Here is a 13,850-nt window from a genome sequence, read left to right on the forward strand (position 1 = left end):
AACACGCCGGTGCCGGGCTCCAGTCGAGAACCCGGCACCGGTTTTTCACACCTGCTCACCCGCACGAGACCGCCCCCGCCCGGCTCCCGCACCGCGCCCGCCCACCCCTCTGCACCCGCCCCCGTTTACGTGTCCATGTGGCGCCCTTGACTCGATCATGAAATGCCATGAGCCTGTCAAGCCGGTTGGCCGCCGTGGCGGACCAGCGCGGACCATCGTGGACCACCGCGAGGGGTTCATGAGACACGAAGCGAGATCGGTTCTCGCTGTCGGCGCGTTCCTGATCGGCGGAGCGAGCCTCGCGCCCATCGCCCAGGCGCAGAGCGGGAGTTCGCCGAAGCCCGGCCCCGACGAGATCAAGGTCTTCCACGGCGACGTCACTCGCGGGCAGCTGCCCCTGCTGCTCGCCGCCGGTCAGGACGGCCAGGAGCTCGGCGACCGGATCACGGCAGGCGGCAGGAGCGAGGTCGATGCCCACTTCACCGACCGGCAGGCCGCGAAGCTCCGCGCGCAGGGTGTCGACCCCGCCGACCACACCGTCCCGGCGAAGGAGCTGGCAAGGACCCGGAAGGCCGCACGGGGCGTGTTCCGGCCTACGGTGGAAGCGGCGGGCTCAAGGTGGAGATCCTCGGGACCGCGCAGGCCGATCCCGGCCTCACGAAAGCCGATTCCATCGGCAGGACCGTCGACGGCCAGGACATCCTCGCGCTCAAGCCGACCAGGAACGCGCGGACGTCGCAGGACGGCTCGAAACCCTCCGTGCTGTACCTGTCCGGCCGGTACGCGCGGGAGTGGATCACGCCGGAGACGACCCGGCGGCTGATGCACTGCTACCTGGACCACTACCGCACGGACCGGCGCATCCGGAAGATCGTCGACTCGACCGGGCTGTGGTTCGTCCTGTCCGCCGACCCCGACGGCTACGACTACACGTTCAAGAGCCCCGGCACCCGCATGCGGCGCAAGAACTTCCCCTACAAGTGGGGCTACGACGACGAGGGTTCGTCCCCGGACCCCGCAAGCGGGACCTGTCGCGGCGCGAGCCCCGAGTCCGAGTCCGGGACCAGGGCGCTGGACGACTTCGAGAAGCGCGTCGGCTTCCGATGCGCCGTCAACTACCACTCCGCCGCCGAACTCCTCCTCTACGGCGTCGGCCGGCAGGTCGCCACCCCCACCCCGGACGACGTCCTCTGCAAGGCGCTGGCCGGCACGCCCGGCGATCCGGCCGCCCCCGGCCACCGTTCCCAGCTCTCCTCAGAGCTCTGCACCACCAACGGCGAGGCGGACAGGCGCGCGTCCAACGTCAACGGCGTCGCGATGTTCACACCGGAGATGTCGACCTGCCGGACCGCGTCCGGAGTCGATCCGAACGACGCCTGGAAACCGGAGGACTGCCCGTCGGTCTTCGGCTTCCCCGACGACGAGAAGCTGATCCAGTGGGAGTTCGCCAGGAACGTCCCCTTCGCGCTCTCCGTCGCCGAGACCGCCGTGCACCCGGGCCGGCCGTCCTCCGCGGTCGGTCTGAGTGCCGCCGACTACACCCCGGCCGCGTTCCCCACGTCGTACTCGCGGGGCGCGGACCAGGAGGTCTCCGTCGTCGTCCGCAAGGCGCTCCGGGACAAGGAGCTGAGGTACCGCGTCGACGGCGGCGAGGACGATCTGTAATTCGACGAGTACCGGGCCGAGGTACGGGACGGCGCGCCGGGCGACCGGGTCGAGGTGTGGTTCACCGGGGAGAGCGGCAACGGCCGGAAGGTCTCCAGCGCGCACTTCACGTACACCGTCGCCGACACGCCCCGGGCGGACACGCTCGTCGTCACCGAGGAGGGCACGGTCTGCGGCCGGCCGCAGAAGCGGGTACAGCGGCAGGCGCAGAAGTACGTGGTCGCGCCGAAGGCGGCCGGGACCGGGCGCTCGTGCGGGACGTGGCCACCCGGGGTGCTCCGGACGCGCTCGGCGTGCTGAAGCACTTCAGGACCGTCGTGCACTACTCGGGCGCCGCCGGCCCCGGCAACGCCACCCGGCTCCGGTTGCGCGCCTACCTCAACGAGGGCGGCCGGCTGGTCGAGGCAGGTGCGCGGGCCGGCGGCAGCGTCGACCTCGGTGACGGCACCCTCTCGGACGACTTCAGCCAGTACTACCTGGGCGCCGACAGCGTCACCGACCCGGGCACCGGCGGGCACGGCGTCCTCGCCGACGACGTCTCGCTCGTCGGCGGCGGTGCGGCGGGGGAGAGCGAGGGGTTCGAGACGTCGCTGGGCGCCTGGCGCGTGGCCGGACCGCCTGCCGGCAGCCCGGCCGTACGGAAGGACTGGGCGCGCACCGGGGCGCTGTTCCGGACGTACGCGGCGGTCACCACGGACGACACCGTGCTGCCCGGTCTCGGTCTGGAGCAGGTGCCGTCGGCGGCCGGCCGGGCGGCGCTGCTCAGGAAGGCGTTCGCCGTGCTCGGGGCGTGAGGGCCGCCACGTTGACAGATCCCGCTCCCCTTGTTCCAACAGGTGAGCGGGAGCCCTCTCAACGGTGCACAAACGCGGCCCTCGTGGGTACTGATCAAGTGAGCCGACCCGCTCACGAACGAGTGAAGTGGGAGTAAAAAACCGCCCGGCATTCCGTATCAAATGCGGGAAAAACCACCGTCGATCCGAGGCGGTCCGTACCCCTACTGGTGGGTACGGAACGCCTGCCCGTGTATGGGTCATCTCGATGTCACCGAGGGGCCCGCAGGGAGGTAGGGTCGGTGGTGGTCGGGGACATCCCAAACAGAGCTCGCCGGCACCGCATGGCCGGCGTACCAACGAGGAGATCGGTTCGTGACGATCCGCGTAGGCATCAACGGCTTCGGCCGCATCGGTCGTAACTACTTCCGCGCGCTGCTGGAGCAGGGTGCCGACATCGAGGTTGTGGCTGTCAACGACCTGGGTGACACGGCGACCACCGCGCACCTGCTCAAGTACGACACGATCCTGGGCCGCCTCAAGGCAGAGGTCTCCCACACCGCCGACACCATCACCGTGGACGGCCACACCATCAAGGTGCTCTCCGAGCGCAACCCGGCCGACATCCCCTGGGGCAAGCTGGGGGTCGACATCGTCATCGAGTCGACCGGCATCTTCACCAAGAAGGAAGACGCCGCCAAGCACATCGCCGGTGGCGCGAAGAAGGTCCTCATCTCGGCCCCGGCCAAGGACGAGGACATCACCATCGTGATGGGCGTCAACCAGGACAAGTACGACCCGGCGCAGCACCACGTCATCTCCAACGCCTCCTGCACCACCAACTGTGTGGCCCCGATGGCGAAGGTCCTCGACGAGAACTTCGGCATCGTCAAGGGTCTGATGACCACGGTGCACGCGTACACGAACGACCAGCGCATCCTGGACTTCCCGCACAAGGACCTGCGCCGCGCCCGTGCCGCCGCCGAGAACATCATCCCGACCACCACCGGTGCCGCCAAGGCCACCGCCCTGGTGCTCCCGCAGCTCAAGGGCAAGCTGGACGGCATCGCCATGCGCGTCCCGGTCCCGACCGGCTCGGTCACCGACCTGGTCGTCGAGCTCGGCCGCGAGGTCACCAAGGAAGAGGTCAACGCCGCCTTCCAGAAGGCCGCCGAGGGCGAGCTGAAGGGTCTGCTGGAGTACACGGAGGACGCGATCGTCTCCTCCGACATCGTGAACGAGCCGGCCTCCTGCACCTTCGACTCCTCCCTGACCATGGTCCAGGAGGGCAAGAACGTGAAGGTCATCGGCTGGTACGACAACGAGTGGGGCTACTCCAACCGCCTCGTCGACCTCACGGTCTTCGTCGGCAACCAGCTCTGATCGTCGAAGCAGGATCTTGAAGTGAGAGCAGGGCTCGGGCAGCGCAGGGACGCGCTGTCCGGGCCCTGTTCTGCGCCCGGACCACGTCCTTTTACGATCAGGTGCACCACGAGCCCTCCTTTGGAGTCCACTCAATGAAGACGATCGACGAACTTCTCGCCGCCGGCGTGAGCGGCAAGCGGGTCTTCGTCCGCGCCGACCTCAACGTGCCGCTGGACGGCGCGACCATCACCGACGACGGCCGTATCCGAGCCGTCCTGCCCACCATCGAGGCTCTTGCCGAGGCCGGCGCCAAGGTGGTCGTCGCCTCGCACCTGGGCCGGCCCAAGGGCGCCCCGGACCCCGCCTTCTCGCTGCTGCCCGCCGCCGAACGCCTCGGCGAGCTGCTCGGCGCCCCGGTCGCCTTCGCCCAGGACACCGTCGGCCCCGCCGCCCACGACGCGGTCGACGGCCTCCAGCCCGGCCAGGTCGCGGTCATCGAGAACCTGCGCTTCAACCCCGGCGAGACGTCCAAGGACGACGCCGAGCGCGACGCCTTCGCGGACCGGCTGGCCGCCCTCGCCGACGTCTACGTCGGTGACGGCTTCGGCGCCGTGCACCGTCGGCACGCCTCGGTCTACGACCTGCCGAAGAAGCTGCCGCACTACGCCGGCTACCTCATCACCACCGAGGTCGGCGTCCTGAAGAAGCTCACCGAGGACGTCAGGCGGCCCTACGTCGTCGCGCTCGGCGGCGCCAAGGTCTCCGACAAGCTCGCCGTCATCGACGAGCTGCTCGGCAAGGCCGACCGCCTGCTCATCGGCGGCGGCATGGCCTACACCTTCCTCAAGGCCAAGGGGCACGAGGTCGGCATCTCCCTCCTCCAGGAGGACCAGATCCCGGCCGTCAAGGAGTACATGGAGCGCGCCGAGAAGAACGGCGTCGAGCTGGTGCTCCCCGTCGACGTCCTCGTCTCGCCGGAGTTCCCGGACCTGAAGACGAAGGCCCCGGCCAACCCCACCACCGTCGCCGCGGACGCCATCCCCGCCGACCAGGAGGGCCTGGACATCGGTCCGGAGACCCGCAAGCTCTACGCCTCGAAGCTCGCCGACGCGGCCACCGTCTTCTGGAACGGACCCATGGGCGTCTTCGAGCACCCCGACTACGCCGAGGGCACCAAGGCGGTCGCCCAGGCCCTCGTCGAGTCCAAGGGCTTCACCGTCGTCGGCGGCGGTGACTCCGCCGCGGCCGTGCGTACGCTCGGCTTCGACGAGAATGCGTTCGGCCACATCTCGACCGGTGGCGGCGCCTCCCTCGAATACCTTGAGGGCAAGACGCTCCCCGGCCTCGCCGCACTGGAGGACTGACCCCGTATGACCACCCGCACGCCGCTGATGGCGGGCAACTGGAAGATGAACCTCAACCACCTCGAGGCCATCGCACACGTCCAGAAGCTCGCCTTCGCCCTGGCCGACAAGGACTACGAGGCCGTCGAGGTCGCCGTCCTGCCGCCCTTCACCGACCTGCGCTCCGTGCAGACTTTGGTCGACGGCGACAAGCTCAAGATCAAGTACGGCGCCCAGGACATCTCGCGGCACGACTCCGGTGCCTACACCGGTGAGATCTCCGGCCCGATGCTGTCCAAGCTGAAGTGCACGTACGTGGCCATCGGCCACTCCGAGCGCCGCCAGTACCACGACGAGACCGACGAGATCGTCAACGCCAAGGTCAAGGCCGCCTACAAGCACGGCCTCACCCCGATCCTGTGCATCGGCGAGGAGCTGGACGTCCGCGAGGCGGGCAACCACGTCGCCCACACCCTCTCCCAGCTGGAGGGCGGTCTGAAGGACGTCCCGGCCGAGCAGGCCGAGACGATCGTGGTCGCCTACGAGCCCGTGTGGGCCATCGGCACCGGCAAGGTCTGCGGCTCGGAGGACGCGCAGGAGGTCTGCGCCGCCATCCGTGCCAAGCTCGCCGAGCTCTACACGCAGGACGTGGCCGACAAGATCCGCATCCAGTACGGCGGTTCCGTGAAGTCGGGCAACGTCGCCGAGATCATGGCGCAGGCCGACATCGACGGCGCCCTGGTCGGCGGTGCCTCGCTGGACGCCGACGAGTTCGTCAAGATCGTGCGCTTCCGCGATCAGTGATACACGCTGTGAGTAGGCGGTAGCGGCGATACGTCGTACCCTTGCGGGGGCACAGCCGGTGTGCTGTGCCCCCGTCGTCCCTCCGAAGTCGTCCATCCGTATCCGAGGAAGTTGGTCCAGCCGTGGTTTTGGGGTTCTCGATCGCCCTGATCGTCTTCAGCCTGCTGCTGATGCTGCTGGTGCTGATGCACAAGGGGAAGGGCGGCGGCCTCTCCGACATGTTCGGTGGCGGCATGCAGTCCTCCGTCGGCGGCTCCTCGGTCGCCGAGCGCAACCTCGACCGGATCACCATCGTGGTCGGCCTGTGCTGGTTCGCGTGCATCATCGTCCTCGGCATGCTGATGAAGTCGAACAGCTGACGCTTCCGCACGCCGCGCACAGCACACACATCACGCCTATTCGGCAGGTAAGGCCCCATGTTCGGTACGCGCTCCTGGGCGCGGCCTATCATGGGGCTTGCGTCTTGGTGTGGGGGCTTGTAACTCCAATCACTGGACGCGCGTTGGGCCTTACGTAGACTGAGGCGCTCGCAGCGAAGCGGAACGCCGACTCGCTTCGCGGCACCATGACGCAGGGAGTTACGACCGTGGCAAGTGGCAACGCGATCCGAGGAAGCCGGGTCGGGGCGGGGCCGATGGGCGAGGCCGAGCGTGGCGAGTCCGCGCCCCGTCTGCGCATCTCCTTCTGGTGCTCCAACGGGCACGAGACGCAGCCGAGCTTCGCCAGCGACGCGCAGGTTCCCGACACCTGGGACTGCCCGCGCTGCGGCTTCCCCGCCGGCCAGGACCGGGACAACCCGCCGGACCCGCCGCGCACCGAGCCCTACAAGACGCACCTCGCCTATGTGCGGGAGCGGCGCAGCGACGCGGACGGCGAGGCGATCCTCGCCGAGGCGCTCGCCAAACTGCGGGGCGAGATCTAGGCATTGCGACCGGCCGGGCACCCGCTGGTGCCGGGCCGGAGCAGCCTCCTCCTGCTCTGCCTTCTTCTGTGCCTTCTGTACGCGGTACCGACACCGGTACGTCGTACGGACGTACCTGTTGTTGACCGTGCGGACAGCGTCGTGTCCGCTCGTCCCATGTCCTGATCAACTAGGTTGGGACGCGACAGGTGCAGGAAGGAAGGCTGAGGTCGGAAATGAACGCAGACGGCCGGACCAGGCTCAACCAGACGCCCGAGTGGACGGCTCTCGCCAAGCACCGGGAGGAGCTGGCCGACACCCATCTCAGGGAACTGTTCGCCGCCGAACCCGGGCGCGGTGCGGGATACACGCTCCAGGTCGGCGACCTGTACGTCGACTACTCGAAGCACCTGGTCACCGACGAGACGCTGCGGCGCTTGCGTGAGCTGGCCGACGCCACGGACGTCTTCGGCCTGCGGGACGCCATGTTCCGGGGCGAGAAGATCAACGTCACCGAGGACCGGGCCGTACTGCACACCGCGCTGCGCGCCCCGCGTGACGCCGTGATCGAGGTCGACGGCGAGAACGTCGTCCCCAAGGTGCACGCCGTCCTCGACAAGATGAGCGCCTTCGCCGACCGCGTCCGCTCCGGTGCGTGGACCGGTCACACCGGCAAGCGCATCAAGAACGTGATCAACGTCGGTATCGGCGGCTCCGACCTGGGCCCCGCGATGGCCTACGAGGTGCTGCGCAGCTTCACCGACCGTGACCTCACGGTCCGCTTCGTCTCCAACGTGGACGGCGCCGACCTGCACGAGGCCACCCGCGACCTCGACCCCGCCGAGACGCTGTTCATCATCGCCTCCAAGACGTTCACCACGATCGAGACGATCACCAACGCCACCTCCGCCCGCGGCTGGCTGGTGGACGCCCTCGGCGACGACTCGGCGGTGGCCAAGCACTTCGTCGCCCTGTCGACCAACGCCGGGAAGGTCGCCGAGTTCGGCATCGACACGGCCAACATGTTCGAGTTCTGGGACTGGGTCGGCGGCCGCTACTCGTACGACTCCGCGATCGGCCTTTCTCTGATGATCGCGATCGGCCCGGACCGCTTCCGTGAGATGCTCGACGGCTTCCACCTGGTCGACGAGCACTTCCGCACCGCCCCCGCCGAGACCAACGTCCCGCTGCTGCTCGGGCTGTTGGGCATCTGGTACGACAACTTCCACGACGCCCAGTCGCACGCCGTCCTGCCGTACAGCCACTACCTCTCCCGGTTCACCGCGTATCTCCAGCAGCTGGACATGGAGTCCAACGGCAAGTACGTGGCGCGTGACGGCAAGGAGGTGGAGTGGCAGACGGGGCCGGTGGTGTGGGGCACGCCGGGCACCAACGGGCAGCACGCCTACTACCAGTTGATCCACCAGGGCACCAAGCTCATCCCGGCGGACTTCATCGGCTTCGCCGAGCCGGTCGCCGAGCTGAGCGGTGAACTCCGGGCGCAGCACGACCTGTTGATGGCCAACTTCTTCGCCCAGACCCAGGCCCTCGCCTTCGGCAAGACCGCCGAGGAGGTCCGCGCGGAGGGGGTGGCCGAGGAGCTGGTCGCGCACAAGACCTTCCAGGGCAACCGGCCGACCACGACCATCCTGGCCAGGGAACTCACCCCGTCCGTGCTCGGTCAGCTCGTCGCCCTCTACGAGCACAAGGTCTTCGTGCAGGGCGCGGTGTGGAACATCGACTCCTTCGACCAGTGGGGCGTCGAGCTGGGCAAGGTCCTCGCCAAGCGAGTGGAACCGGCACTGACCGAGGGCACGGAGGTACCGGGCCTGGACGCATCGACCAAGGCTCTGGTCGCCAAGTACCGCGCCCTGCGCGGCCGCGGCTGACCGGCACGCACGACTCCCGGCACACACGGGAGCCGACCGCGGCACTGCCGCCCGGCTCCCGCGTGGTCCCGGTAGGCACCGGGTCCCTGTGCTGCTCCGCCCGGCGCGCACGGGTGCCGGGTCAGGCCGCCGCGCTCAGGGTGTCTGCGAGTCGTTTGCGTGCTGCGCGGGCGGCGGGGATCGTGGCGAGTCCGGCTGCGCCCAGGACGGTGGCCGTGCCCAGTGCGAGCAGCAGTCCGGGGGAGGGGGAGCGGGCGATCCCCGCGCCGATTCCGTTGGAGGCGCCCTGGGCGTCGATGAGCCGGTGGGCCAGTGGCAGGCCGAGGGCCGTGGCGGTGAGCGTCGCGGCCAGGGCCGCAGCGCTCGTGGCCGTGACGGTGATCGCGGTGATCTGCCGCGGGGACATGCCGATCGCCTTGAAGGCGAGCACGTCGCGTTCGCCCTCGCGCACGCTGCCGCCGATCGCGGTCAGCAGCTCCACCAGCCCGATGAGGGCGAGCACGGCGATCAGGCCGGCGACGACCGCGCGCAGCGGGGACAGTCCGTCGGCCGGGTTGGTCACGGTGTGCACGTCCAGGTGGCCCCGGCCGGCGGTGGTGAGCGCGGCGGCCACCCGGTGCGGGTCGGCGCCCGGGCGCAGCCGCAGTTCGTAGAAGGCCGGGGCGAGCTGCGGGTCGTTCTCGCGGAGGGTGTCCAGGGAGGCCGTCACGACCCGGCCGGCGTTCTGCGGTTCGATGCTGCGGCCGACGATGTGCAGGATCTGCGGCCGGTCGCCGACCGTCATCCGTACCCAGTCGCCGACCCGCGCGTGCAGCAGGTCCAGCAGCCCCTGCCCGGCCACCGCCTCGTCCGGTCCGTGTGCGGCGCGGCCCTCGGCGAGGGCACAGGGGTAGGGCCGGGCGTCGGTGCCGAGGCCGCGCAGGGCGATGGTCGCGGTCTGCCCGGGCACCAGCGCGGCCAGTTCGACCCCCGGATAGACGGCGGCGACACGGGAGTCCCCGGCCAGCAGGGAGCGCAGGTCCGCCGGTGCCGGTGCGCCGTCCGCGCGGACCGTGAGCGAGGTGGGCAGACCGACCCGGGCCGGGTCGGTGTGGAAGCGGTCGAGCGTGGTCCACGCGCTGAGCGCCACCACGATCAGCAGCAACGGCAGGGTGAGCCGGGCCACGCTGGTCAACGACCGTCCGCGCCCCGTCAGCACCTTGTGACAGCCGAGGACCAGCGCGGCCGGCAGCCGCATTCCGAGGGCCCGCCGGGCCGGGCCGGTGAGCCGGCCGCCCGCCGCCGTGGCCGGGCGCGGCACCGGGACCGGCGGCACCCGGCCTGCCCGCCAGGCCGCGAGGCCCGTGGTCAGGCCGATGAACAGCACCGCGCTGACGGGCACCGCCAACAGCGCCATGGCGTGCCCCGGCAGCCCCTGCCACACGCCCACGGCGTCGCCGAGCCGCCCGGGGATCCGGCGGCCCAGCGTCTGGGTGAGGGCGGCGGCGGCCAGGGCGCCGAGCAGGGCGTAGGCGAGGTGCTGGAGCAGGAAGATCCGGACGACCTGGCCGGGGGTGAAGCCGATCGCCTTCAGCACCGACAGGTCGCGCAGATGGCCGCGGATCCGGGTGGCGATCGCCCCGTGCACGGCGAGTCCGGCGGCGATCAGCGCGCCGAGTCCGAACAGGCCGAGCACCTGCCCGAGCAGGCGGTTGTCACCCTGTGCCGCGGCGCGGGCCTGCTGCCAGGTGGAGACCTCGCCGACCGCACCCGCACCCAGCACGGTGACGGCGCGCTGCACCGCGTAGTCCGTGTCGGCCGGATCGTCGAGCCGCAGCCCGATGACCTGGCCGCCGGGTGTCCGCAGCGCGGCCGGCAGGGCCCAGACCAGGCCCGGCTGCTCGCCGGGGCTGTAGGACGGCTCGGCGCTGTCGGCGATGCCCTCGACGGTCAGGGTGCGCGGGGTGCCGGGCAGCGTGAGGGTGTCTCCGGGCTCGGCCAGCAGGGCACGGGCGAGGCCGCTCTCCAGCACCACGCCGTCCGGCTCGGCCGGATCCAGCCAGTGCCCGGCGGTGAGCAGCGGCCGGCCGACGGAGGGCGGCTGCGCGGTGCCGCGCAGCTCCACGGAGGCGCGGGTGCCGCGTGAGGCGACGGTGACCGACTCGGTGCGGTAGGGGCCGGCGACGGCCGCGACGCCGTCCAGCCGGGCGAGCCTGCCGGTGTCCGCGGACGACGCGGTGTGGATCCACACATGCGCCCCGCGCGTCTCGGCGAAGGTCCGCTGCCAGGGGTTGGTCGCATAGCCGAACAGGGCGGCGGCCAGCAGCAGCGAGGCGACGATGCCGGCGGTGGCCAGCACGAGGAACAGCGCCTCGCCGCGGTGCGTGCGCAGATCGGAGTGTGCCCAGCGCAGGGTGGCCCGCACGTCCCTGAGATCCAGCACGTCAGTCCTTCAGCTCCAGCACGCCGGAGATGCCGGCGCGGCGCGGCGGCGCGCCGTCCAGCGCGGCGTCGTCCGCTATCCGGCCGTCGAAGAAGCTGATCACCCGGTCCGCGGCGCTCGCCAGCCGGGCGTCATGCGTGACCAGCACGATCGTCTGTCCGCGTGCGTGGAAGCGGGACAGCAGCCGCATCACCTCGCGGGTGCCCTTGCTGTCCAGGCTGCCCGCGGGCTCGTCGGCCAGCAGCAGCGGCGGGTGGTTGACCAGGGCGCGGGCGAGGGCGACCCGCTGCTGCTCGCCGCCGGACAGCTCGCCCGGCATGCCGCGCTCCTTGCCCGCGAGGCCCAGCTCGGCCAGCAGCGCCTCGCGCTCGGCGCGGGCCTGCCTCGGCGAGGCACCGGCCAGCAGGGCGGGCAGTTCGACGTTGTCGGCGACGGACAGGTTCGAGACCAGGTTGAAGAACTGGAAGACGATCCCGATGGCCTTGCGGCGTTCCACCGCCCAGCGCGCCTCGCCGAACGAGTCCGTGCACCGGCCGTCCAGCCAGATGCTGCCCTCGTCCGGCCGCTGGAGCCCGCCCAGCAGGTGCAGCAGCGTCGACTTCCCGGCGCCGGACGGACCGGTGATCGCCACGAACTCGCCCCGGGCCACGCCCAGATCGACCCCGCGGACGGCGTGCGCGGGCGCGCCCTCGCCGTGGTGGGTCTTGACCAGCCCCTCGGCACGGAGCACCGGAACACGGTCCTCGTTCATTCCAGTTCCTCCTGGCACCGCTCCAGCCAGTCGAGGTCGGCCTGCAGATGCAGCATCGCGCCCTCGATCAGCAACTGGGCGATTCGGTTGTCCCGGTTCTCGGCCGCGGCCAGCTTCGACAGACTGCGCATGGTGGTGAGGTACTGGCGCCGCTGCCTGTTGATGAGGGTGATCGGGTCGGCGAGACCGGTCTGCGGGGCGAGGGCGAGCTTCATGAAGAACTCGTCCCGCACCCGCGGCTCGTCCTCGGTCTCCTCGAACCAGACGTGCAGCGCCTCCCGCCCGGCGTCGGTGAGGTGGTAGACCTTTTTGTTGGGCCGGCTGGACTGCTCGACGTCCTCGCCCTCGATCAGCCCGGACTTCTCCAGGCGGCCGAGGGTGACGTAGATCTGGCCGACGTTGGGCTGAGGGTACGCGGAGCCCAGCAGTTGCTCAAGGTCCTGCTTCAGCTCGTAGCCGTGGGCGGGGCCACGGGCGAGGAGTGCCAGGAGGGCAAGGCGCACTCGTGCTGTCCTCCTGTCCGCTCACAATGTGCTCCAGGCCCTAGTATCGCCCATACCTAACAGGTATACATGGCCTCTGACTCCCGGGGCGAGGGTGCCCGGAGCCGTGCGTACGTGTTCAAGGAGGAACCTATGCGGTGGATACGCGCCGCCGGTAGGGGCCTCCTCGTTCTCGCCGTGATCACGGCCGGGTACGTCACCTCCGGCGCGCGCGCCGAGGAGGGCGCGGCCGAGGGGCGCGGCCCGCTCACCCTGGCCACCGCCGGCGACCTCACCAACTATCTCGGCCCGCTGCTCCAGGGCTGGAACCGCACCCACCCCGGCGAGAAGGTCACCCTCGTCGAGCTGCCGGACTCCGCGGACGAGACCCATGCGCAGATGACGACCGATCTGCGCGGCGGCGACCGCAGCCGCTTCGACGTCCTCAACATCGACGTCAACTGGACCTCGGAGTTCGCGGCGGCCGGCTGGATCCGCCCGCTGCCCCAGGACCGCTTTCCGCTGAAGAGCTTCCTGCCGCCCGTCGTGAACACGGCCACCTACGAGGGGCGGCTGTACGCGGTCCCGTACGTCACGAACGCCGGACTCCTGCTGTACCGCAAGGACGTCCTCGCCAAGGCGGGCGTGCCGCCGCCGCGCACCTGGGCCGAGCTGGAGCGCGACGCGAAGACCATCGCGCCGGAGTACGGACTCGGCGGCTACGCGGGCCAGTTCCTGCCCTACGAGGGCCTCACCGTCAACGCGGCCGAGGCCGTGTACTCGGCCGGCGGCACCATCCTCGGCGACGAGGGCACCCGGGTCACCGTCGACTCGGCCGCCGCCCGCGAGGGCATCGGCTTCCTCGCCCGCGGCGTCCGCGAGGGCTGGATCCCGAGGGCGGCGCTGACCTGGAAGGAGGAGGAGTCCAAGCAGGCCTTCCAGGACGGCAGACTGCTCTTCCTGCGCAACTGGCCCTACGCCTATGCCGTCGCCTCCGCCAAGGGCTCCGAGGTCGCCGGGAAGATCGGCGCCGTACCTCTGCCCGGCCCCGACGGGCCCGGGACCAGTGTCCTCGGCGGCTCGAACCTCGCGGTCAACTCCCATGCCCGGCACCCCGATTCCGCCGCGCGCCTGATCGCCTACCTCACCAGCGCGCAGGTCCAGCGCCAGGTGCTCGTCCGGGGCGCGCTGCCGCCCGTGCGCGCCGCGCTGTACCAGGATCCCGTGCTGATCCGGCAGTTCCCCTACCTGCCGACGCTGCGCACCGCCGTGCTCACCGCCGCGCCGCGCCCCAAGAGCGCGCACTACGACCAGGTGAGCCTGGTGGTACAGGCGGTGGTGTACGGCGCACTGACCGGACGCGAGACACCCGAGCAGGCCGTGCGCCGGCTGGCCCGCGAACTCGACGCCATCGCCCGTCGATAGTTACCTGTTAAGTAACGCCGCCATCACGAA

At 70.6% G+C, this 13,850-nt stretch carries 10 protein-coding genes and 1 pseudogene; 8 read left to right on the forward strand and 3 right to left on the reverse strand.

The genetic code is table 11. From position 1 onward, the window contains the following. Positions 1-238 precede the first annotated feature (238 nt). The 7 genes and pseudogenes from BIV25_RS04715 (at position 239) to pgi (ending at position 8,740) form a co-directional block, all read left to right on the forward strand. A pseudogene (locus BIV25_RS04715) lies at positions 239-2,459 on the forward strand (M14 family zinc carboxypeptidase). 354 nt (positions 2,460-2,813) lie between these two features. Further along, positions 2,814-3,821 (forward strand): type I glyceraldehyde-3-phosphate dehydrogenase, encoded by a 1,008-nt coding sequence (gene gap / locus BIV25_RS04720; RefSeq protein ID WP_071370850.1) that lies wholly within the window; start codon positions 2,814-2,816, stop codon positions 3,819-3,821. A 134-nt stretch (positions 3,822-3,955) separates the two neighbouring features. Next, a complete protein-coding gene (gene pgk, locus BIV25_RS04725) occupies positions 3,956-5,167 on the forward strand; it encodes a phosphoglycerate kinase (RefSeq protein ID WP_071370851.1) in 1,212 nt (403 codons plus the stop codon). Between the two features lie 6 nt (positions 5,168-5,173). Next, the gene (gene tpiA / locus BIV25_RS04730) at positions 5,174-5,950 is read left to right on the forward strand and encodes a triose-phosphate isomerase (protein WP_071370852.1); all 777 of its coding nucleotides are present in this window, start codon (positions 5,174-5,176) and stop codon (positions 5,948-5,950) included. Between the two features lie 122 nt (positions 5,951-6,072). After that, complete coding sequence (gene secG / locus BIV25_RS04735; protein WP_079173197.1) at positions 6,073-6,309, forward strand: preprotein translocase subunit SecG; 237 nt, start codon at positions 6,073-6,075, stop codon at positions 6,307-6,309. Between the two features lie 227 nt (positions 6,310-6,536). After that, positions 6,537-6,872, forward strand: a complete 336-nt coding sequence (locus BIV25_RS04740; protein WP_003957010.1) for an RNA polymerase-binding protein RbpA — start codon at positions 6,537-6,539, stop codon at positions 6,870-6,872. A gap of 215 nt (positions 6,873-7,087) precedes the next feature. Next, positions 7,088-8,740 (forward strand): glucose-6-phosphate isomerase, encoded by a 1,653-nt coding sequence (gene pgi, locus BIV25_RS04745; RefSeq protein WP_071370854.1) that lies wholly within the window; start codon positions 7,088-7,090, stop codon positions 8,738-8,740. A 121-nt stretch (positions 8,741-8,861) separates the two neighbouring features. Here pgi and BIV25_RS04750 read toward each other — a convergent pair whose 3' ends face one another. From BIV25_RS04750 to BIV25_RS04760, 3 genes are read right to left on the reverse strand one after another with little or no spacing between them, the layout of a single operon-like run. Further along, entirely contained in the window at positions 8,862-11,144 is a 2,283-nt protein-coding gene (locus BIV25_RS04750) for an ABC transporter permease (RefSeq protein ID WP_071370987.1), read from the reverse strand. Between the two features lie 19 nt (positions 11,145-11,163). After that, positions 11,164-11,913 carry an ABC transporter ATP-binding protein gene (locus BIV25_RS04755; RefSeq protein ID WP_071370855.1) on the reverse strand — a complete coding sequence of 250 codons (750 nt, stop codon included), beginning with the start codon at positions 11,911-11,913 and terminating at the stop codon, positions 11,164-11,166. Further along, the gene (locus BIV25_RS04760) at positions 11,910-12,416 is read right to left on the reverse strand and encodes a PadR family transcriptional regulator (protein WP_071370856.1); all 507 of its coding nucleotides are present in this window, start codon (positions 12,414-12,416) and stop codon (positions 11,910-11,912) included. The genes BIV25_RS04755 and BIV25_RS04760 overlap by 4 nt, the downstream gene beginning before the upstream one ends. 132 nt (positions 12,417-12,548) lie before the next feature. Between BIV25_RS04760 and BIV25_RS04765 the strand changes: the two genes are divergently transcribed. Next, the gene (locus BIV25_RS04765) at positions 12,549-13,820 is read left to right on the forward strand and encodes an ABC transporter substrate-binding protein (protein WP_071370857.1); all 1,272 of its coding nucleotides are present in this window, start codon (positions 12,549-12,551) and stop codon (positions 13,818-13,820) included. The last annotated feature ends 30 nt before the right edge of the window (positions 13,821-13,850 follow it).

It is taken from the genome of Streptomyces sp. MUSC 14 (assembly GCF_001866675.1).
GTDB lineage: Bacteria > Actinomycetota > Actinomycetes > Streptomycetales > Streptomycetaceae > Streptomyces.

Excerpts from the sequence above, each read along its gene's own strand:
- BIV25_RS04765 (WP_071370857.1), top strand. The coding sequence starts at position 12,549 with ATGCGGTGGATACGCGCCGCCGGTAGGGGCCTCCTCGTTCTCGCCGTG.
- BIV25_RS04755 (WP_071370855.1), bottom strand. The coding sequence starts at position 11,913 with ATGAACGAGGACCGTGTTCCGGTGCTCCGTGCCGAGGGGCTGGTCAAG.
- pgk (WP_071370851.1), top strand. The coding sequence starts at position 3,956 with ATGAAGACGATCGACGAACTTCTCGCCGCCGGCGTGAGCGGCAAGCGG.
- tpiA (WP_071370852.1), top strand. The coding sequence starts at position 5,174 with ATGACCACCCGCACGCCGCTGATGGCGGGCAACTGGAAGATGAACCTC.
- pgi (WP_071370854.1), top strand. The coding sequence starts at position 7,088 with ATGAACGCAGACGGCCGGACCAGGCTCAACCAGACGCCCGAGTGGACG.